Here is a 20,982-nt window from a genome sequence, read left to right as displayed (position 1 = left end):
TCCTGAGCGAGAAGAGCTCAGCATCGAGATCGATGCACGTTCGCGTGGCGTTTCCCGAGACCCAAGCACTCCAAAGGATTGATCTTCAATGCACACGATCGCACTGGCCACCCAAAAGGGTGGCAGCGGCAAGAGCACGCTCGCCATCGGCCTCGCGCTGGCAGCCAAGCAGGCTGGCTTCACCGTTCGCCTGATCGAAACCGACCCGCAGGGCACACTGTCCAACTGGCAGCGCCGCCGCACCACCGATGATCTCGTCGTCGAGCCGATCTATCACGCCGCCGACATCGAACCGCGCCTGAAGATGCTGGCCGACAGCGGCCTCCAGCTCGCGATCGTCGATACCGCCGCCGGCCTCAGCGCAGCGACCACCGCCGCGATCCGCCATTCTGACCTCTGCCTGATCCCGGCCCGTCCGAGCGTCGCCGACATCGAAGCCACCGTTTCGACGCTGAGCGTCGCGCGCGCCTGGAAGCGGCCTTACAGCTTCGTGCTGAACCAAACCCCGATCCGCGGCCAGCGCATCGACAACGCCGCCAACACGCTCGCCGAGGAAGCAGCCCTCGACCTCGCCGAGGTGCTCGCGCGTCCCCTGATCGTGATGCGCAACGACCATCAGGACTCGCTCGCCAGCGGCCTTGCGGTGAGCGAATTCGCGCCGAACGGCAAGTCGGCAGATGAGATTCGCGGCCTCTGGCACTGGATCGAGACCCGGCTCGAGCTCGCCGCCACCAATGTCTTGATCGACCAGGTCATCGCGGCCGCGGACGGAATGTTGCACGTCGCCGCCGAGCTGGCCGCCGATGAAACTACGATACTGGCGTCCTGAGCGGGGGTATCGCTCGGATGGCAGCCGGACCTTCACCATCCGGAAGGGCGGCCTTAGCGACGAAGCAATCCGGCCACCAGCCCGGCCGGATTGCTTCGCTTCGCGTTTTTGGGAAACTCTATCTCCACTGTCATTGCGAGGAGCTTTGCGACGAAGCAATCCAGACTGCTTCGTTGGAAAGATTCTGGATTGCTTCGCTGCGCTCGCAATGACGGTCGTGGTGGGCTCGTCACCGCCGCTGAACTTACGACCTCTCGGATACGAGCCTGATTTTCACTTCTGACATTTCGGACACCAGAACGTCGATCGGCCGTTCTGCGTAAAACGCTTCACGGTGCCGCCGCAGCGCGGCGTGGTGCATTTCTCGCCTTCACGGTCGTAGACCTTGAAGGAGTGCTGGAAATAGCCGAGCTCGCCCGAGGTCTGGCGATGGTCGCGCAAGCTGGAGCCGCCGGCTTTGATGGCGTCGTTCAGCACGGTGTGGATCGCGCCGACCAGTCGCTTTGCATGGTCGGTCGGCTCGCCCCCGGCAACGCCCTTGCGTTGTCCGGCCTTGGTCGACAACGTCGCGGCGATCCGGCGCGGCGACAGATGCGAGCGATGCAGGGCTTCGCAGACATAGATATTGCCGAGCCCGGCGACCACGCGCTGATCGAGCAGCGCGGCTTTCAGGCTCGTGGTCTTGCCGGCGCAGGATCGCGCCAGCATCGCGGCGTCAAATTCGTTGCCAAGCGGCTCGGGCCCGAGCCCGCGCAGCAGCGGCTCCTCGTCGAGCGCGCTGCGCGCGATCACTTTCATGTAACCGAAGCGGCGCGGATCGTTGAAGATGATGTCGGCGCCGGAGGACATCCGAAACAGCACGTGATCGTGCGCGGAGTCCTTGGCTCGCGGATAGTGAAACTCACCCGGCGCCGCCTCGTTGTCCGGCTTGATGACGCGAAACGAACCCGACATGCCCAGATGCATCAACAGCACGTCGCCGGAGGCGAGATCGGCCATGAGATATTTTGCACGGCGGCCGAGCCCCGTGACGACCTGCCCCTTCAGTCGGGCCACGAAATCCGGCTGGAACGGAAAGCGCAAATCGGGCCTGCGGGCCTCTGCCACGAGGATTTTCGCACCCTCCATGACAGGCTGAAGGCCGCGGCGGACGGTCTCGACTTCGGGCAATTCGGGCATGGTCAGGCATTCACCTTATGAGGGCGGTGTGATAGCGCCATTGCGGCGGGCGCGCTATGGTCCGCCTCGTGGAGTAGAGTAATGGATCGGCCGGGCGAAACCACGCATTTTGGCTTCAGGGACGTCCCCCTGGGCGACAAGCAGACGCTGGTGAACGATGTGTTTCACAGCGTGGCGTCGCGCTATGATTTGATGAACGATTTGATGTCCGGTGGCCTGCATCGGGTCTGGAAGGACATCATGATCACCGCGCTCGACCCGCCGCGAGGCGACCGGCGGTTCGCGCTGCTCGACGTTGCGGGCGGCACCGGCGACATCTCGTTCCGCGCCGCCAAGGCCGCAGGCCCCGGCTTCCATGCCACCGTCTGCGACATCAATTCCGGGATGCTGGAGGTAGGCCGCGAGCGCGCCGCAAAGCGGCATCTCGAGACCCAGGTCGATTTCGTCGAAGGCAATGCGGAAGCGCTCGCCTTCGCCGATCGCAGCTTCGACGCATATACAATCGCTTTCGGCATTCGCAACGTGCCTCGGATCGATCTCGCGCTGGCCGAGGCCTATCGCGTGCTCAAGCCAGGCAGCCGCTTCCTCTGTCTGGAATTCTCCACCGTCGAGATGCCCGGACTCGATCGTCTTTATGACCTGTTCTCGTTCAAGGTCATCCCGCCGCTCGGGCGCATGATCACGGGTGACGCCGAGTCCTACCAATATTTGGTCGAGTCGATCCGCAAGTTCCCAAGACCCAACGCCTTCGCCGATATGATCCGTAATGCCGGCTTCGCCCGCGTGAACTGGCAGATATTGTCCGGCGGCATCGTCGCACTGCATTCGGGCTGGCGTTTGTGATCTCTGCCATAACCCATAGTGCGCGCCTGATGCGCGCCGCGTTCGTATTCGCGCGCGAGGGCGTGTTCGGCGCCGTCGATCCCAGCCTGGTGCCGCCGCCCGGACAGCTCGCGCTGAAGCTTGCGCGCATCGTCGAACGGGGCGGCCCTAAGGACGGGCCTCGGCTGTCGCGCGCGCTGACCCGGATGGGCCCGGCCTATCTCAAGCTCGGGCAATTTCTGGCGACGCGCCCCGATGTCGTCGGCGTTGCCATGGCGCGTGATCTGGAAAGCCTGCAGGATCGCCTGCCGCCGTTTTCGCAAGTCGAAGCGGAAGCCGTGATCGCGACGTCGCTGGAGCGTCCGCTGACGGACGTATTCGCGAGCCTCAGTGCGCCGGTCGCAGCGGCCTCGATCGCACAGGTGCATCGCGGCGAAGTCTTGCGCGATGGCATCCGCAAGGCAGTCGCCGTGAAAGTGCTGCGCCCCAACGTGGCCGCACGCTTCCGCCGCGACCTCTCCGACTTCTTCTTCGTCGCATACAAGGCCGAGTCCTATTCGTCCGAGGCGCGGCGCCTGCGTCTCATCGAGGTCATCAACACCATGTCGCGCTCGGTCGCGATGGAGATGGACCTGCGCCTCGAGGCCGCGGCGCTGTCGGAGATGGCGGAGAACACGCGCGACGATCCTGATTTCCGCGTACCGACCGTGGACTGGGACCGCACCACGCACAACGTGCTGACGATGGAGTGGATCGACGGCATCGCGCTGAACGATCACAAGCGCCTGGCCGAGTCGCAGGTCGACCTGCCCGATCTCGGCCGCAAGGTGATTCAGAGTTTCCTGCGCCACGCGCTGCGCGACGGCTTCTTCCACGCCGACATGCATCCGGGCAATCTGTTCCTGGATGACGCCGGTCGCCTCGTCGCGGTTGATTTCGGCATCATGGGCCGGCTCGGCATGAAGGAGCGGCGCTTCCTTGCCGAAATCCTGCTCGGCTTCATCACCCGCGACTATCGTCGTGTCGCGGAAGTGCATTTCGAGGCAGGCTACGTCCCGGCGCATCACTCGGTCGAGAACTTCGCGCAAGCGATCCGCGCCATCGGCGAGCCCATTCATAACCGCACGGCGGAAGAGATCTCGATGGCGCGGCTGCTGACGCTGCTGCTCGAGGTCACCGGCCTGTTCGACATGACCACGCGGCCCGAGCTGATCCTGCTCCAGAAAACAATGGTGGTGGTCGAGGGCGTGGCACGCGGCTTCGATCCCAAGCTCGACATCTGGAAGGTCGCCGACCCCGTGGTGCGGGAATGGATCGAGCGCAATCTCGGTCCGATCGGCCGGGTCCAGGGCGCGATCTCCGGCACCGGCGATCTCGCGCGCATCCTGATGCGCCTGCCTGATATTGCCGCGCGCTCGGTTACGGTGCTCGAACAGCTGGAGACCATGACCCGGGAGGGCATCCGGCTGTCGCCGGAGAGCATCGCGGCGATGGGCCGCAGCGAAGGCCGCAAGAACCGTTGGCGCACCGTGGCGCTCTGGATCATCGCCGCGACCTTCATCGGCATCCTGATCGCCGTCCGGAATCTTTGATTGCAGTGCAATCATGCGAATGATAGCATCGCCATCATTTGTGCTGGAGGGGCGTCATGGCGAGCCTGACCATTCGCAAGCTCGATGAAGGCATCAAAACTTACCTTAGGCTGCGCTCGGCCAGGAACCGCAGGTCGGTCGAGGAAGAGGTCCGGGTCATCCTCGGCGAGCTGATCGAGGGCCGCGAGGAGCCCCTGACGCCGTTCACGGCGCCGCCCGCGGCTTCCGCCACCCCCACGCCCCAGCGCAGCGGCGCCCTCCCCGAGGCCAACGTCACCCTGATCATCGGCGGCGGGATCGCGGCCTACAAATCGCTCGACCTGATCCGCAGGCTCAAGGAGCGGCGGATCGAGGTCCGCTGCGTGCTGACCAAGGCGGCGCAACAATTCGTCACCGCATTGGCCGTGAGCGCGCTCTCGCATGAGCGCGTCCACACCGACCTGTTCGATCCCGAGAGCGAGTTCGACGCCGGTCATATCCGGCTGGCGCGCGAGTGCGACCTGATCGTGGTGGCGCCTGCGACCGCGGATTTGATGGCCAAGATGGCCAACGGCCATGCCGACGATCTCGCCAGCGCCATCCTGCTTGCGACCAACCGCAAGGTCCTGCTCGCGCCGGCGATGAACCCGCTGATGTGGAACAACGCGGCGACGCGGCGCAACGTCGCGCAACTTCAACGCGACGGCGTGATGCTGATCGGGCCGAATTCCGGCGAGATGGCGGAAGCCGGTGAAGCCGGCATCGGTCGCATGTCCGAGGCGATCGAAATTGCGGCTGCCACCGAGCGACTGCTGCGGCCGCCGTTGCCGCGCCCCCTCGCCGGCAAGCGCGTGCTGATCACGGCTGGTCCGACCCACGAGCCGATCGATCCGGTGCGCTACATCGCCAACCGATCCTCCGGTAAGCAGGGCTTTGCGATCGCCGCCGCGGCACAGGCCGCGGGCGCCGAGGTAATCCTGGTCAGCGGCCCGGTCGATCTCAGCGATCCCCAGGGCGTGACAGTCAAGCATGTGGAATCGGCACGGCAGATGCTGGAGCAGGTGCAGGCCGCGCTCCCCGCTGACATCGCGATCTTCGCCGCCGCCGTCGCCGACTGGCGGGTCGCCAATGAAGGCGAGCAGAAGCTGAAGAAGACTTCGGCCGGCATGCCGCCGCTCCAGCTGGTCGAAAACCCCGACATCCTCGCGACGATCTCCAAGCTGACCGACCAGCGGCCGCCACTGGTGATCGGCTTTGCCGCCGAGACCGAGCACCTCATCGACAACGCCAAGTCGAAGCTTGCCCGCAAGGGCTGCGACTGGATTGTCGCCAACGACGTCTCCCCCGCAACCGGGGTGATGGGCGGAGACCGCAACACCGTGCACCTCATCAGCAAGAGCGGTGAGAAGAACGATGAGAAGGATGGCGAGATTGCAGTTGATTCCTGGCCGGCGATGACCAAGGAACAGGTCGCCATTCGATTGGTCGCGCATATCGCAAAGAGCGTGACCGGCAAATCCCGGGAGCCCGCATCTTGAGCACCAAAGTCACCGTCGAACTGCAACGCCTGCCCCATGCGGAGGGGCTGCCGCTGCCGGCCTATCAGACCAATGATGCCGCCGGTCTCGACCTGATGGCGGCGGTGCCTGAGAACGAGCCGCTGACGCTCGCGTCCGGCCAATACGCGCTGGTGCCGACGGGACTCGCGATCGCGTTGCCGCCCGGCTACGAGGCGCAGGTGCGGCCGCGCTCCGGGCTTGCGGCCAAGCACGGCGTCACCGTGCTGAACTCACCGGGCACGATCGACGCGGACTATCGCGGCGAGATCAAGGTGATCCTGATCAACCACGGCCAGACCGCCTTCGTGGTCAAGCGCGGCGAGCGCATCGCGCAGATGGTGATTGCGCCAATGGTGCAGGCCGCGCTGGTTCCCGTGTCGACATTGTCCGCGACCGATCGCGGGACCAGCGGATTCGGCTCGACCGGCCGCTAACACACCGAATCACCCGAGGAATTACGCGAATTGGAACACCGCCTTCGGCATTTTTTTGGGACCGCCGTTGCGTTCACGATCTGGACTCTTACCGGTGGAGTCACGGTGAGGGTATTGTCGTTTGATTCGCGCGCGACGGGGGTCGCCGCGCGCAAATTCGTGCGATCTTGGGGCAACTATGTCAGGCGTGATCGTGTCGATGCGTCGGACGCTGCTGTCGTGCACATCGCTGGTGCGCAACGGCTTGTTGGGAAGCGCTCTCGCGGCGCTGCTGCCGGCTGCGCCGGCTGAGGCCGCCGACCTCGTCGACACACTCTCAACGTTGCTGGATTTCAACCGGCAGGAGCTCGCGGTGCTGGCCACCGCGCTGGCCTTGCTCGGCTTCTCGGTGGTCGCCGCGATCCTCCTGATGCGCACGCGCGTGCGCACGGCGAAGAACGAGGCGCGGCTGCGCGCCCGGATCGGGGAACTCCAGCTCCAGGCCGACCGCTTCGGCGCATTGCTGTTCGCCGAGCCGCAGATCCTGATCTCTTGGCCGGCCGGCGACAATCGCGCGCAGATCTCCGGTGACATCTCCATGGTGCTGCCGCGCGACTCCTCTCCCCAGCGCGTGCTCGCGTTTGGAACCTGGTTGCCGCCGGAACCGGCGCTGCAGATGGATCACGCCGTCGATGCGCTGCGCGACCGCGGCGACGGGTTCCAGCTGACGCTCACCACCGCGCATGGCCACACGCTCGAGGCCATCGGCCGCGCCATCGGTGGCCAAGCCATCGTCAGGATTCGCGAACTCTCGGGGCTCCGCCGCGATCTGGCCGAGACCAATCTGCGTTACAAGGCACTTTCCGACGAGACGGAGATGTTGCGCGGCTTCGCGACCGCCGCCCCCTGGCCGATCTGGGCCAAGGGCGAGAACGGCGCGCTGGCTTATGCCAATCCCGCCTATGTCCGTGCGACCGAGGCGGCGAGCATCACCGACGCCCAGGAGCGCAAGCTCGAGCTGCTCGACAGCGCCGACCGCACCGCGATGGAGCGGGGACTGAAGGAAGCGGCCAATTTCACCTCGCGGCTGCCGATCGTGATCGGCGGCGAGCGGCGCATCTATGATGTGCGCGCCGTCAATGTCGGTGGCGGCAATGTCGGCGTTGCCATCGATGCCAGCGAGGCGGATGCCTTGAGCTCGGCGCTGGTGCGGATGGCGGAGGCGCATCGCCGTACGCTGGACCAGCTCTCCTCGGGCGTTGCCGTGTTCGACGGCCAGCGCCGGCTTGCCTTCTACAATGATTCCTACCGCCAGCTGTGGGACCTCGACCGCACCTTTCTCGACGCCAACCCCGATGATTCCAGCGTGCTCGACAAGCTTCGCGCCGCGCGCAAATTGCCGGAGCAGCCGGACTTCCGCGCCTGGAAGGCCAAGCTGCACGAGGCTTATCGGGCGGTCGAGGCCGCCAAGGACACCTGGTATCTGCCCGATGGGCGCGCGCTCTCCGTCGTCACCACGCCGAATCCCGAGGGCGGCGTCACCTATCTGTTCGACGACGTCACCGAGAGCCTGGAGCTCGCCCGCCGCTTCGACGGCATGATCCGGGTCCAGCGTGAGACGCTGGATAGCCTCGCCGAGGGCGTTGCGGTGTTCGGCAGCAATGGCAGGGCGCAGCTGTTCAACCCGGCGTTCGTCCGGATGTGGAAGCTGTCCGCTGACGCCATGCGCGACGAGCCGCACATCCAGACGGTCGAGGGCTGGTGCCATCAGCTGTTCGACGACGCGATCGTTTGGCGGCAGATCCGCGAGGCCGTCACCTCGATCGAGAGCCGCGCCGACATTCCGCTGAAGCTTGAGCGCAAGGACGGCAGCGTGCTCGACGGCATGATCCGGCCGCTGCACGACGGCGCCACGATGCTGACGTTCCAGGACATCACCGACACCGAGAACGTCGAGCGCGCTCTGCGCGAGCGCAACGAGGCGCTGGAGGCGGCCGACCAGATGAAGGTGGATTTCGTCCACCACGTCTCCTACGAGCTGCGCTCGCCGCTCACCACCATCATCGGCTTTGCGCATTTCCTCAGCGATCCCTCGACCGGGCCGCTGACCCCGAAACAGGCCGAATATCTCGACTACGTCACCAAATCGACCAATGCGCTGCTGGCGCTGACCAACAACATCCTGGATCTCGCCACCATCGACGCCGGTGCCATGAAGCTGGAACTCGGTCCGGTCGACGTCAGCAAGACCATCGAGCTCGCCGCCGAGGGTCTCCAGGACCGGCTCGCCACCGACCGCATCCGCCTCAAGGTCGAGATCGCGCCCGATGTCGGCAGCTTCACCGGCGACGAGAAGCGCGTGGTGCAGGTGCTCTATAACCTCCTCGCCAACGCCGTCGGGTTTTCTCCACCGGATTCCACCGTCGGCATCAGCGCCCGCCGCACCGAACGCAGTGTGGTCTTCACTGTGACAGATTCCGGGCCTGGAATACCTGCCGACATGAAGGACAAGGTGTTCAACTGGTTCGAAAGCCGCTCGCAGGGCTCGCGTCATCGCGGCGCCGGGCTCGGCCTGTCGCTGGTGCGCTCCTTCGTCGAGCTGCATGGCGGCAATATCCGGGTGGATTCGATCGTGGGCAGGGGCACGGTGGTGATCTGTGACTTCCCGACCGACCAGGCGGCGCATCGCGACGCCGCCGAATGACTGCGCCAACCACATTCGCCGTCGCGCTCCACAACGAGACAGCCACTGCGCAACTGATGGCCGACCTCGCGCTGCTGGTCGGCCCCGGCGATGTCATCACGCTCACCGGCGATCTCGGGGCCGGCAAGACCGCGGCGGCGCGGGCCATGATCCGCTACCTCGCCGGTGACGATGCACTGGAAGTGCCGAGCCCGACCTTCACGCTGGTGCAGGGCTACGAGCTGCCACCGTTCCCGGTGATGCATGCCGACCTCTACCGCGTCGAGGACGAGAGCGAGCTCGAAGAGATCGGGTTGGCGCCGCTGCCGGAAGCAACCCTCGTCCTGATCGAATGGCCGGAGCGCGCACCGTCGGCGATGCCTCAAGACCGCATCGACATCGCGCTGACGCACCGGCCGGCGCTGGGCTCGAATGCACGCGCCGCCGACATCACCGGCCATGGCAAGGCTGCCGCCATCGTCGCGCGGCTGCAGGCGCTGCGCGAATTCCTCGATTCATCCGGCTACATGGAGGCAACGCGCAAACGCATGGCGGGCGACGCCTCGACCCGCTCCTATGCGCGGCTGCTGCGCGACGACGAGATCGTCATCCTCATGAATTCGCCGCAGCGCCCCGATGGTGCTGCCATGTACAACGGAAAATCCTACAGCGCCGCGGTGCATCTCGCCGAAAACATCAAACCCTTCGTCGCCATCGATGAGGGCCTGCGCGCGCGAGGAATCTCTGCGCCCGCGATCCATCATTCCGACCTCGACCACGGATTCCTGATTAGCGAAGACTTCGGGACCGAAGGCGTGATCGAGGGCGATCCGCCGCGCCCGATCCCCGAACGCTACGAAGCCGCGGCCGATTTGCTGGCCGTGCTGCACGGCAAGACGCTGCCGGAAACGCTGCCGCTCGGGGGGCAGACCTACGCCATTCCCGTCTTCGATACCGAGGCGCTGCTGATCGAAATCGGCTTGATGCCGGAATGGTACCTGCCTGATCGCAACGCGCCGCTGGACGACGAGAAGCGCGCCGAATTTTTCGCGATGTGGCGCGAGCTGTTGCAGAAGGCGCAGGCGTCGCCGAAGACCTGGATCATCCGTGATTATCACTCGCCGAACCTGATCTGGCTCGGCAATCGCACCGGCATCGAACGCGTCGGCCTGATCGATTTCCAGGACACCGTGCTGGGGCCGCAATCCTACGACGTGGTGTCGCTGCTCCAGGACGCCCGCATCGACGTGCCCGAGGCGATCGAGCTGACGCTGCTGTCGCGCTACATCAAGGCGCGCCGCGCCAGCGAGGCGAGCTTCGATGCGGCCGGCTTCGCCGAGCTCTACGCCATCATGTCGGCGCAGCGGAACACGCGTCTGCTCGGCACCTTTGCCCGCCTCAACCGCCGCGACGGCAAGCCGCATTATCTGCGTCACCAGCCGCGGATCTGGACCTATCTCCAGCGCTCCCTGGCGCATCCCGCGCTCGCCCATCTGCGCGACTGGTATCTCGCCAACGTCCCGCCGCCCCAAAGGCAGGCCCAAGGCCCGGCCCAAGGCTGAGGCCCAAGGCGGAAAAGGCTAGTAGGGGCTGAAAAGGCTGATTCAGGGCTCGATTTACCGGCTGTTAGCCAAGACGCCGGTAATCTGGCGGCGGAGCAGCCGGATGATTACGGGGCTGGAGCAGGGCAGATGGCGGTGAAGACGGACCAGCGCGGCAACAGCCGGGTTGTTTTCGAGCGCGGGATCGCGGCCCAGATGATGGGTATCGACGGCACCTGGCGGCGCGATTGCACCATGGAGGACGTCTCCGACAGCGGCGCCAAATTGACCATCGACGGCTCAGTCGAAGGCCTGCATCTGAAGGAGTTTTTTCTGCTGCTGTCGTCCACCGGACTTGCGTACCGACGCTGCGAGCTCGCCTGGGTGAATGGTGACCAGATCGGCGTCAACTTTCTCAAGCTCGGTGACAAGAAGAAAAAGGCGCGGTCAACGTCCATCGGGGCGTAACGGCAACACCTGTCGTACAAGCGTCACGGCAGGTGGTTAAGGCGGTTAAGACGCGGTGCGGTCGGTCGAACCTCATGTTAGGATTGCTGCGAACGCGAGATCAGTAGGTCTGAGAAAGCGAAGGATGCCCGTCAAACCGACCAAAGCCATGGTGCTCGCCGCAGGGTTCGGCCTGCGCATGCGTCCGTTGACGGACAAGATGCCGAAACCGATGGTTCCGGTGGCCGGCCAGCCGCTGCTCGACCATGTGCTCGACAAGCTCGGTCGGGCCGGCGTGAGCGAGGCGGTGGTCAACGTGCATTACCTGCCGGACCAGATCATCGATCACACCGCATCCCGCCAGCATCCGCGCGTGACCATCTCGGACGAGCGCGACCAGGTGCTCGGCACCGGCGGCGGCGTGGTCAAGGCACTGCCGCTGCTCGGGGACGCACCGTTCTTTCACGTCAATTCCGACACGCTGTGGATCGACGGCGTACGCTCCAACCTGACGCGGCTCGCCGAAAACTTTGATCCCGCGCGGATGGACATTTTGCTGCTGATGGCGCCGACGGCGACCAGCATCGGCTATAGCGGCCGCGGCGATTACGGCATGCTGGCCGACGGTGCCCTGCGCAAGCGCAAGGAAAAAGAGGTCGTTCCGTTCGTCTATGCCGGCGCTGCGATTTTGTCGCCGTCGATCTTCGCCGATGCCCCCGCGGGCGAGTTCTCGCTGACCAAGATGTTCGATCGTGCCAACGAGCAGGAGCGGCTGTTCGGCCTTCGCCTCGACGGCGTCTGGATGCATGTCGGCACGCCTGATGCCGTGCACGCGGCGGAAGAGGCGTTTCTGGAGAGCGTGGCGTAGGGCTGCGCCATTGTCCCCTACGGCACCTGTTCTGGTCCGGCAAACAGCGGGGACTATCCCACCTCCGCCCATGACCATTTGACTCCGCCTCCCTATATTGGCGCCTGATTCCCGAATCAGGCAGCTCATGCGCGTTTTCAGCGTTCCCATCTCAGTTCCGTTCCTGCGCACCGTCGTCTCAGGCTTGCTCGACGGCCGGCTGGTCGAGGGCTTTGAGGCACGCAAGGAGCCGGCACGGCTGGCGGATGCCACGCTGTACCTGCCGACACGGCGCGCCATGCGCGTCGTCCGCGAGATCTTCCTCGACGAGATGAAGGCGGAGGCTGTCGTGCTGCCGCGGATCGTCGCGCTCGGCGACATCGACGAGGATGAGCTCGCTTTCGCCGATGAGGGCGAACAGTTTTCCGGCGCAACGCCGCTCGACATTCCGCCGCGGCTCGGCGAGCTCGAACGGCGGCTGACACTGGCGCAACTCGTCGCGGCCTGGGCCAAGGGTCCGGTGCTGTCTCCGCTGGTCGTCGGCGGCCCCGCGTCGACGCTGGCACTGGCGTCCGATCTCGCGCGGCTGATCGACGACATGGTCACGCGCGGCGTCGACTGGAGCGCGCTCGATGGCCTCGTGCCCGATATGCTCGACCGCTACTGGCAGCATTCGCTCGAATTCCTGCGCATCGCGCGCATCGCCTGGCCCGGTCATCTCGCCGAAATCAAACGCATCGAACCCGCTGCCCGCCGCGACCTCCTGATCAATGCCGAAGCCAGGCGGCTGACCGTGCATCGCCATGGCCCCGTGATCGCGGCCGGTTCGACCGGCTCGATGCCGGCCACGGCAAGATTTCTCCACGCAGTCGCTTCGCTGCCGCATGGCGCCGTGGTGCTGCCCGGCCTCGACACTGATCTCGATGACGATGCCTGGCGCAGCATCGGCGGCGTCCGCGATGCGCTCGGCAAGTTCGCGGAGCATCCGGTCTCGAACCATCCGCAATATGCCATGCACGCGCTGCTGGATCGCTTTGGCATCAAGCGCAGCGACGTCGATATCCTCAAGCCTCCGGCGGAAGGCGGTCGCGATCTGCTCGCCTCCGAATCGATGCGGCCATCGGCCAAGACCGAGATCTGGCACGATCGGTTGAAGCAGCCGGATGTGGCCTTAAAGATCACCGGCGGTATGAAGAACCTCGCGGTTGTCGAAGCTCCCAACCCTGAAATGGAAGCGCTCGCCATCGCCATTGCGATGCGCGAGGCGCGGCACCTCGACAAATCCGCCGCACTTGTCACGCCCGATCGCGCCCTGGCGCGGCGGGTGATGGCCGCGCTGACCCGGTGGGATCTCGCATTCGACGATTCCGGCGGCGACGTCCTGATGGAAACCTCCGCCGGCGTCTTTGCCCGACTGACAGCTGAGGCTGCGACCAAGGGACTGGAGCCGCCGACGCTGCTCGCAATGTTGAAGCATCCGCTATGCCGGCTCGGCCGGGCCCCTGGCGCATGGAAGGCTGCGATCGAAGGCCTGGAGCTCGCCTTGTTGCGCGGCACGCGCCCGCCTGCAGGCACCGCCGGCCTCTTGCGCGAATTCAATCGCTTTCGCGAGGAGCTGGCCAAGCTGTGGCGCAGCGAAGTCTCCGCGCTGCATAAGGCCGAGCCGCGCGCACGTCTCAAGGCGGAAGACCTCGATCGCATCCAGGCGCTGATCGATCCCTTACGACAAGCCTTGGCGCCGATCGAGAGTCTTGCGTCATCAAAACCGTATGACTTCGCCGAACTCGCGCATCGGCATCGCGAGATCATGATCGAGCTGTCGCGCGACGAGCAGGGCATTTCCGTGGCCTTCGAGGACCGCGAGGGCCTCGCGCTCGCGAGCGCCTTCGACGATCTCCTGCGCGGCGGCACGACCAGCGGACTGATGGTCACGCTGCCCGACTACGCAGACGTGTTCCAGACCGCGTTCAGCGATCGCGCGGTGCGGCGGCGGGACAGGCCAGGCGCGCGGCTCCAGATCTACGGACCGCTGGAATCACGCCTGATGCAGGCCGACCGCATCATCGTCGGCGGGCTGATCGAGGGGGTCTGGCCACCGGCGCCGCGCATCGATCCGTGGCTGAGCCGGCCGATGCGGCACCAGCTGGGCCTCGATCTGCCGGAACGCCGTATCGGCCTCTCCGCGCATGATTTTGCGCAACTGCTGGGCGGCGACGAGGTCATCCTCACCCACTCCGCCAAGGCTGGCGGTGCCCCGGCGGTTGCCTCGCGCTTCCTGCACCGGTTGAAGGCGGTCGCGGGCGATGCGCACTGGAAGGCCGCGATTCGCGCGGGCGAGAAATACGTGCAGTTCGCAGCCGCGCTGGACCAGCCCGACGAGGTGAGGCCGATCAAGCAGCCCGAGCCGCGACCGCCACGCGCGACCCGGCCGCTCAGGATGTCTGTGACTGGGATCGAGGACTGGCTGCGCGATCCCTATACGATCTACGCAAAACACATTTTGCGGCTCGACGCGCTCGATCCCGTCGACATGCCGCTGTCGGCCGCCGACCGCGGCTCGGCGATCCACGATGCGCTCGGAGAGTTCACGGAACGCTACGCCACCGATCTGCCCGACGATCCGGCGCGCGTGCTGCGCGCGATCGGCGAAAAATACTTTGAGCCGCTGATGGAGCGACCCGAGGCGCGGGCGCTGTGGTGGCCGCGCTTCCAGCGCATCGCACGCTGGTTCGGCGAATGGGAGACGGCGCGGCGCGACGCGATCGAGGCGATCGCCGCGGAAACTCGCGGCGAGATCTCGATCCCGCTCGACCATGGGCGCAGCTTCCGTCTCTCCGCGCGCGCCGACCGCATCGAACGGCGCCGGGGCGGCGGCTACGCCATCCTCGACTACAAGACCGGCCAGCCACCGACCGGCAAGCAGGTCCGCATGGGCCTGTCGCCGCAGCTCACGCTGGAAGCCGCGATCCTGCGCGAGGGTGGTTTTCCCGACATCGATGCCGGCGCGTCCGTGAGCCAGCTCGTCTATGTTCGCCTGAGCGGCAACAATCCGCCGGGCGAAGAACGCATTCTCGAACTCAAGTTCAAGCAGGGCGACGAGCCGCAGCCGCCGGACACCGCGGCTGCCGAGGCCAAGGCCAAGCTCGAGGCGCTGATCCGCGCCTTCGAGGACGAGAACCAGCCCTATACCTCGTTGAACCTGCCGATGTGGACCAATCGCTACGGCGCCTATGACGATCTCGCCCGGATCAAGGAATGGTCCGCGGCCGGTGGATTGGGGATCGAGGAATGGTGAAGGCACCGCGCCCCATCCCGGATGAGGTGCGCGCCAGGCAAGCGCGCGCATCGGACCCGTCCGCGTCGGCCTTCGTGTCGGCCAATGCCGGCTCGGGCAAGACGCATGTGCTGGTGCAGCGCGTGATCCGCCTGCTGCTCGCGGGCGTGCCGCCGGAAAAGATCCTCTGCATTACCTTCACCAAGGCGGCTGCCGCCAACATGGCCGAGCGCGTGTTCACCACGCTCGGGCATTGGGTGACGCTCGACGACACGGCACTCGATGCGGCGATCCGCGCGGTCGGCATCCCGCATCCCACTGCAAAATTGCGGCGCGACGCACGAAAGCTGTTCGCCTGTGCGCTGGAGACGCCGGGCGGGCTCAAGGTGCAGACCATCCACGCGCTGTGCACGCGTTTGCTCCAGCAGTTTCCGTTCGAGGCCAATGTCCCCGCGCGCTTCGCCGTGATCGACGAGCGCGACCAGACCGACATGATGGAACGCGCCAATCTGAAGGTGCTGCTGGAGGCCGCGCGCGACCCAGACAGCGTGACCGGCCGCGCGCTGCTGACCGCGATGGCGAGCGCCGCCGATGTCACCTTCAAGGAGGTGGTGCGCGAGGCTTGCCTGAGCCGCGATCACTTCATGGCCTGGACCGATGAAGCCGGCAGCGCGGAGCTGGCTGACGTGCAGATGGCAGCGGCGCTGGGGGTGGACGCGAACGATCGCATCGAGGACGTCGAGACGGAGATTGTCGACGGTCCGTTCCTGCCGCGATCGCGCTGGGACGAGATCGCCTTTGCGCTGGAGGACGGCAGCAAGTCCGACAACGACCAGGCCTGCCGGCTTCGCGAGGCAAAGGTCTTTTCCGGCGCCGCGCAGGTCGATGCCTATCTCAGCGTTTTCCTCACCGACGAAAAGCTGCCGCGCAAGGCGGTGCTGACCAAGAAGTTTTGCGATCACAACCCGTCCGTCGCCCGCCTGTTCGAGAACGAGGCGCAGCGCGTCGCCGGATTGGTCGAGACGCGCCGTGCGGTGACCATGCGCGACCGCACCGCGGCCCTGCTGCATATCGCGACCGCGGCTGCCGCAAACTACCGCCGCGAGAAGCAGGAGCGCGGGCTGCTTGACTATGACGACCTCATCGACAAGACGCTGGCGATGCTCGATCGCGTTTCCTCGGGCTGGGTGCATTACAAGCTCGACCGCGGCGTCGATCACGTGCTGATCGACGAAGCCCAGGACACAAGTCCGCGGCAGTGGGACATCGTCGCGCACATCATCTCGGAGTTCACCGCCGGCGAAGGTGCGCGCGAGGGCCTGAACCGCACCGTCTTCGCTGTCGGCGACGAGAAGCAGTCGATCTTCTCGTTCCAGGGCGCCCAGCCCCGGGAATTCGATGCACGCCGGCGCGAACTGCACCGCAAGTTCACGGCGGCCGGACTGAAATTCGATCCGGTCGCCTTCACCTATTCGTTCCGCTCCGGCGCCGCGATCCTGCATTCGGTCGACCACGTCTTCCGCGAGCCCGCGATCTACAAGAGCATCCATTCGCTCGAGACCGGTCATCCCCTGCACAATGCACTCGGCGATGCCGGCCCCAGCGTGATCGAGCTGTGGGACCTTGCGGAAGCCGACGACAGGCAGGAAATCGAGGGCTGGCGCGCGCCGTTCGACGGCGTCGCCGCCACCAGCCCCGAGGTGAAGCTCGCGCGCCGGATCCAAACCGAGATCAAGCGGCTGGTCGAGAGCGGCACGCTGACCGGGCACGAAGGCGAGCGGCGTCCCTTGCGCTATGGCGACATGCTGATCCTGGTGCGCCGGCGCGGCAATGCGTTCGATGCCGTGATCCAGGCGCTGAAGCATGCCAACGTTCCGGTCGCGGGCGCCGATCGGCTCAAGCTCACCGAGCACATCGGAATCATCGACCTGATGAACCTTGCCGATGCGCTGCTGCTACCGCAGGACGATCTCGCGCTCGCGGTCGCGCTGAAGAGCCCGCTGTTCGGGCTCGATGACGACGATCTGTTCCAGCTGGCCCATGACCGCAAGGGATCGCTGCGCCGCGCGCTTGGCGAGCATGCCACGACAAGCGAGACATTCGCTGCGGCGTTGCGAGGCCTCGAAGCCTGCGAAACGCGGGCGCGCGAGGAGACGCCGTTCGCCTTTTACGCCTGGTTGCTCGGGGGAGACGGCGGACGCGCGCGCATGCTGCGCCGGCTCGGTCATGAGGCCAATGACGCGCTCGATGAGTTCCTGGAGCTGGCGCTGAACTACGAGCGCAAGGCGCCCGCCTCGCTGCAGGGTTTCATGGCCTGGCTGCGCTCGGCCGATACGGAGGTGAAGCGCGACATGGAGATCTCGCGCGATGAGGTGCGGGTGATGACCGTGCACGGCGCCAAGGGCCTGGAGGCCTCGGTCGTGTTCATGGTCGACACTACATCGTCGCCAGCGGATTCGCAGCGGCTGCGGCTGATCCATGTCCCGCGCGGCAATGGCGGCGAGGTGGTGGTCTGGGCCGGACGCAAGGCGGATGATCCCAAACCCGTCGTCGAGGCGCGCAAGGCGATGCTCGAGGAGACCGAGGACGAATATCGCCGCCTGCTCTACGTCGCGATGACGCGCGCCGCCGACCGGCTCATCGTCGGCGGCTGCATGCCCGGCAACATGAAGACGGTTCGCAAGCTGAGCTGGTACGATCTGGTCGACACCGGGCTCGCCGGCTCGGGCCTGACGAAAGAGACGATCGAGACGCCGCTGGGAAAGGCGACGCGCTTCTCCCGACCGGAGGATGTCGTGGCGCTGGGCACGCCCGCGGCCTCGTTGGACCAGGCGACCGCGCTCCCGGACTGGCTGCGGACGCCGGCACCGCGCGACACCATCGACGACGATCCGGTGCGCCCCTCCGGCCAGCCGTCCGGGGACGGCCGCGCCGTGCAGTCGGGCGAATCAGTGCAGTCCCGCGCGCTCGCGCTGCAACGCGGCACGCTGGTGCACCGGCTATTGCAATCGCTCCCCGACATCGCCACTGAGCGCCGACGCGAGGCCGCGCTCGGCTTCATGGCGCGCAACGCGGCGGATTGGGCGGAGGCCGACCGGACCGCGCTGGCCGACAAGGTGCTCAGCTTGATCGCCGAGCCACGGTTTGCGCCCGTGTTTGCGGCCGGCAGCCGGGCGGAGGTCGCGATCGTCGGCCGGCTGGAACGGCCGGGCCACGCCCGGGCGCTGGTGTCGGGGCAGATCGACCGGTTGGTCGTTCGGCCGGATGAGGTCCTGATCGTCGATTTCAAGACCAATCAGGCGGCTCCCAGGAGCGCCAATGCGGCGCCCGCCGCCTATGTCCGGCAGCTTGCGCTCTATCGGGCGGTGCTATCGCGGCTTTATCCCCAAAAGCCTGTCCGCGCCGTCCTGCTTTGGACCGAGGCCCTTGAATATATGGAGATTTCGGCTCCCGCGCTGGACGCGGCGCTGGCATCTCTTCATCTCGGTGTGAGCGTCCTTGACCCGGCAAGGAGCCATTCATAGGTTGACGCCATGATCTTGGCGCGATTCCCGTCGCGCCGTTCTCTCAGGTACGAGGTACTCCCATGGCCGTTGGTAAGGTTTCTGACACCGATTTCGAAGCCGAAGTGCTCAAGGCAAACGGCCCCGTGGTCGTCGATTTCTGGGCTGAATGGTGCGGCCCCTGCCGCATGATCGCACCCGCGCTCGACGAGATCGCCGGCGCGATGGGCGACAAGGTCAAGATCGTGAAGCTCAACGTCGACGAGAGCCCGAAGACCGCGTCGAAATATGGCGTGATGTCGATCCCGACCCTGATGATCTTCAAGGGCGGCGAGATGGCCTCCCGCCAGGTCGGCGCGGCGCCGAAGGCGAAGCTGCAGCAGTGGATCACTTCCGCGGTCTGATCCGCCGCGCGCAAGATTATTTTTGGAAACGGCCGGCGAAAGCCGGCCGTTTCGCGTTGATGGGACATGTCCAGCGTATGATGAGTCCCGCCTGTTGCCTCCTCCTCCCGCAAAACGCGCGCGAAAGTCGGACCCCCTCGTGGCGATGGAGGCGCGCTCGGTCGACGCGATCCCGCGCGGCAAGGAGTGGCAATACGAGCCGAAATGGGATGGCTTCCGCTGCCTGCTGTCGCGCAACGGCAGCAACATTGATCTGCGCTCGAAATCCGGCGAAGACCTCGCGCGCTATTTCCCCGAGATCGTCGCCGCAGCGCTGAAGCTGAAGGCGGATCGCTTCACGCTCGACGGCGAGATCGTCGTGCCGCACGACAAGGGGTTTTCCTTCGACGCGCTGCTGCAGCGCATTCACCCTGCGGCGAGCCGCGTGAAGAAGCTCTCGGATGAGACGCCGGCGCTCTATCTCGCTTTCGATCTGCTTGCGACGGCCAGGGAGAAGCAGCTTGCCGAGCAGCCGCTGAGCGAACGACGACCGGCGCTGGAAGCGTTTGCCAAGGCCAATCTGAAAAGCAGCATCTTCCGCCTCTCACCGGCGACGACGAGCTACGCCATTGCGAAAAAATGGCTGGCGCAATCCGGCGGCGGCTCGGACGGCGTCATCGCCAAGCGCATCGACCTGCCCTACCAGGCGGGAAATCGCGACGGCATGCAGAAGATCAAGAAATTCCGCAGTGCCGATTGCGTGATTGGCGGTTTCCGCTATGCCACCAACAAGATCGCCGGCCGCAAGGTAGTGGGGTCGCTGCTGCTCGGACTCTATGATGACGGAGGTCTCCTGCACCATGTCGGCTTCACCTCGGCGATCAAGGCGACGGAAAAGCCCGATCTGACCGATCGGCTGGAGACGCTGATCGGCGAGCCCGGATTCACCGGCAACGCGCCGGGCGGGCCGAGCCGCTGGTCCACCGAGCGCTCGGCAAAATGGTGTCCGCTCAAGCCGAAGCTGGTGATCGAGGTCTGCTACGATCATTTCAGCGGCGACCGCTTTCGCCACGGCACCTCGATCCTGCGCTGGCGCCTCGACAAGGCCCCGCGGCAATGCAGCTTCGAGCAGCTGAAGCAGAAGGCGGTGGATCCGATGAAGCTGCTAAAACAGCCGTAGCCGTAGCCGCTAGGCAAGCCATCCCGTCGCCAGCGCGTTCGCCAACTCCGGCTGGCCGTTGCGGCGAGCGAGCGTGGCCATCGCCTCGTGATCATAGACCACATGGCGGAACGTGACCTGCCAGGCACCATCGGTTAGCTCAAGGATCGCATAGCGCGCGTGCGGCGTGCCGGCCTCGACGACATGCGGGAACGGATGCTTGTCACGGAAGCCCGGGCCGCCCACGCTGCCGGGATTGACGATCAGCCTTCCGTCGCGAAGTCGCACGGCACGGGCGAGATGGGTGTGGGCGCACAGGATCAGCGATTGCGTGATGCCTTGCGCAAATTTCTCGATGCGATCGAGCGGCGACAGCGCCACCGCGCCGTCGGGATGCACGGTATCGAGCCAATAGACTTCGTCATTGTCGGGCGTCGCGTGGCAGAGGAACACCTGATCGCGAAAGACGCGCGTCATCGGCTGCGCGCGCAGCCAGTCGAGTTGCGCGGCATCGAGTGCCGCATGGGCCGGACGATCCCACGAGCCCATCTTCTCCGGCGGACGATCGAGCAGATAGCGGTCATGATTGCCGAGCACGTGCACGGCATCAAGCTTCATCAGGATCTCGATGGTCCGTCGCGCATCGAGCGGGCCGCTCAGCATGTCGCCGAGATCGACGATCTCGGAGACGCCTTGCGCGCGGATGTCGGCGAGCACAGCTTCCAGCGCGAGGTAGTTTCCGTGAACGTCGGCGATCGCGGCAAAACGCATG

15 protein-coding genes are annotated in these 20,982 nt (G+C 65.8%); 13 read left to right on the top strand and 2 right to left on the bottom strand.

The features are described from left to right. Positions 1-88: 88 nt before the first annotated feature. On the top strand, positions 89-829 hold the full coding sequence (locus AC0L3B_RS05050) for a nucleotide-binding protein (RefSeq protein WP_473380102.1): 741 nt from the start codon (positions 89-91) through the stop codon (positions 827-829). A gap of 273 nt (positions 830-1,102) precedes the next feature. Here AC0L3B_RS05050 and mutM read toward each other — a convergent pair whose 3' ends face one another. Further along, positions 1,103-2,008, bottom strand: coding sequence for a bifunctional DNA-formamidopyrimidine glycosylase/DNA-(apurinic or apyrimidinic site) lyase (gene mutM / locus AC0L3B_RS05045; protein WP_473380101.1), 906 nt, complete (start codon positions 2,006-2,008; stop codon positions 1,103-1,105). An 81-nt stretch (positions 2,009-2,089) separates the two neighbouring features. On the opposite strand from mutM, the gene ubiE reads away from it, so the two are divergent. From ubiE to AC0L3B_RS04985, 12 genes are all read left to right on the top strand, one after another. Further along, a complete protein-coding gene (gene ubiE / locus AC0L3B_RS05040) occupies positions 2,090-2,851 on the top strand; it encodes a bifunctional demethylmenaquinone methyltransferase/2-methoxy-6-polyprenyl-1,4-benzoquinol methylase UbiE (RefSeq protein ID WP_085349891.1) in 762 nt (253 codons plus the stop codon). Beyond that, positions 2,848-4,422, top strand: coding sequence for a 2-polyprenylphenol 6-hydroxylase (gene ubiB, locus AC0L3B_RS05035; RefSeq protein ID WP_026233022.1), 1,575 nt, complete (start codon positions 2,848-2,850; stop codon positions 4,420-4,422). The genes ubiE and ubiB overlap by 4 nt, the downstream gene beginning before the upstream one ends. Positions 4,423-4,478: 56 nt before the next feature. After that, positions 4,479-5,939: a bifunctional phosphopantothenoylcysteine decarboxylase/phosphopantothenate--cysteine ligase CoaBC gene (coaBC, locus tag AC0L3B_RS05030; RefSeq protein ID WP_473380100.1), complete on the top strand. Its 1,461-nt coding sequence runs from the start codon at positions 4,479-4,481 to the stop codon at positions 5,937-5,939. Further along, positions 5,936-6,394 (top strand): dUTP diphosphatase, encoded by a 459-nt coding sequence (dut, locus tag AC0L3B_RS05025; protein WP_018455774.1) that lies wholly within the window; start codon positions 5,936-5,938, stop codon positions 6,392-6,394. The genes coaBC and dut overlap by 4 nt, the downstream gene beginning before the upstream one ends. Positions 6,395-6,572: 178 nt before the next feature. Then, a complete protein-coding gene (locus AC0L3B_RS05020) occupies positions 6,573-9,077 on the top strand; it encodes a sensor histidine kinase (protein WP_018455773.1) in 2,505 nt (834 codons plus the stop codon). Beyond that, on the top strand, positions 9,074-10,618 hold the full coding sequence (gene tsaE / locus AC0L3B_RS05015; RefSeq protein WP_473380099.1) for a tRNA (adenosine(37)-N6)-threonylcarbamoyltransferase complex ATPase subunit type 1 TsaE: 1,545 nt from the start codon (positions 9,074-9,076) through the stop codon (positions 10,616-10,618). The genes AC0L3B_RS05020 and tsaE overlap by 4 nt, the downstream gene beginning before the upstream one ends. Before the next feature lie 129 nt (positions 10,619-10,747). Then, positions 10,748-11,065 (top strand): PilZ domain-containing protein, encoded by a 318-nt coding sequence (locus AC0L3B_RS05010; protein ID WP_018455771.1) that lies wholly within the window; start codon positions 10,748-10,750, stop codon positions 11,063-11,065. 124 nt (positions 11,066-11,189) lie between these two features. After that, positions 11,190-11,912, top strand: a complete 723-nt coding sequence (locus AC0L3B_RS05005; RefSeq protein WP_018455770.1) for a nucleotidyltransferase family protein — start codon at positions 11,190-11,192, stop codon at positions 11,910-11,912. Positions 11,913-12,039: 127 nt separating this feature from the next. Beyond that, on the top strand, positions 12,040-15,186 hold the full coding sequence (gene addB / locus AC0L3B_RS05000) for a double-strand break repair protein AddB (protein WP_473380098.1): 3,147 nt from the start codon (positions 12,040-12,042) through the stop codon (positions 15,184-15,186). After that, complete coding sequence (gene addA, locus AC0L3B_RS04995; protein WP_473380097.1) at positions 15,180-18,689, top strand: double-strand break repair helicase AddA; 3,510 nt, start codon at positions 15,180-15,182, stop codon at positions 18,687-18,689. The genes addB and addA overlap by 7 nt, the downstream gene beginning before the upstream one ends. A 62-nt stretch (positions 18,690-18,751) precedes the next feature. Further along, complete coding sequence (trxA, locus tag AC0L3B_RS04990) at positions 18,752-19,072, top strand: thioredoxin (protein ID WP_007598398.1); 321 nt, start codon at positions 18,752-18,754, stop codon at positions 19,070-19,072. A gap of 145 nt (positions 19,073-19,217) precedes the next feature. After that, positions 19,218-20,231, top strand: a complete 1,014-nt coding sequence (locus AC0L3B_RS04985; RefSeq protein WP_473380134.1) for an ATP-dependent DNA ligase — start codon at positions 19,218-19,220, stop codon at positions 20,229-20,231. 9 nt (positions 20,232-20,240) lie between these two features. Here AC0L3B_RS04985 and AC0L3B_RS04980 read toward each other — a convergent pair whose 3' ends face one another. Beyond that, a complete protein-coding gene (locus AC0L3B_RS04980; protein ID WP_473380096.1) occupies positions 20,241-20,981 on the bottom strand; it encodes a metallophosphoesterase family protein in 741 nt (246 codons plus the stop codon). Between the last annotated feature and the right edge of the window lies 1 nt (position 20,982).

The organism is Bradyrhizobium sp. Kon56 (genome assembly GCF_055807635.1).
This window is presented reverse-complemented; position numbering and strand designations above follow the sequence as displayed.

Bases quoted from the DNA above. Each gene is read 5' to 3' on its own strand.
- AC0L3B_RS04985 (WP_473380134.1), top strand. From the start codon at position 19,218: ATGGAGGCGCGCTCGGTCGACGCGATCCCGCGCGGCAAGGAGTGGCAA.
- AC0L3B_RS05050 (WP_473380102.1), top strand. From the start codon at position 89: ATGCACACGATCGCACTGGCCACCCAAAAGGGTGGCAGCGGCAAGAGC.
- AC0L3B_RS05005 (WP_018455770.1), top strand. From the start codon at position 11,190: ATGCCCGTCAAACCGACCAAAGCCATGGTGCTCGCCGCAGGGTTCGGC.
- AC0L3B_RS05020 (WP_018455773.1), top strand. From the start codon at position 6,573: ATGTCAGGCGTGATCGTGTCGATGCGTCGGACGCTGCTGTCGTGCACA.
- ubiE (WP_085349891.1), top strand. From the start codon at position 2,090: ATGGATCGGCCGGGCGAAACCACGCATTTTGGCTTCAGGGACGTCCCC.
- AC0L3B_RS05010 (WP_018455771.1), top strand. From the start codon at position 10,748: ATGGCGGTGAAGACGGACCAGCGCGGCAACAGCCGGGTTGTTTTCGAG.
- AC0L3B_RS04980 (WP_473380096.1), bottom strand. From the start codon at position 20,981: ATGCGTTTTGCCGCGATCGCCGACGTTCACGGAAACTACCTCGCGCTG.
- trxA (WP_007598398.1), top strand. From the start codon at position 18,752: ATGGCCGTTGGTAAGGTTTCTGACACCGATTTCGAAGCCGAAGTGCTC.
- addA (WP_473380097.1), top strand. From the start codon at position 15,180: ATGGTGAAGGCACCGCGCCCCATCCCGGATGAGGTGCGCGCCAGGCAA.
- addB (WP_473380098.1), top strand. From the start codon at position 12,040: ATGCGCGTTTTCAGCGTTCCCATCTCAGTTCCGTTCCTGCGCACCGTC.
- mutM (WP_473380101.1), bottom strand. From the start codon at position 2,008: ATGCCCGAATTGCCCGAAGTCGAGACCGTCCGCCGCGGCCTTCAGCCT.
- coaBC (WP_473380100.1), top strand. From the start codon at position 4,479: ATGGCGAGCCTGACCATTCGCAAGCTCGATGAAGGCATCAAAACTTAC.
- tsaE (WP_473380099.1), top strand. From the start codon at position 9,074: ATGACTGCGCCAACCACATTCGCCGTCGCGCTCCACAACGAGACAGCC.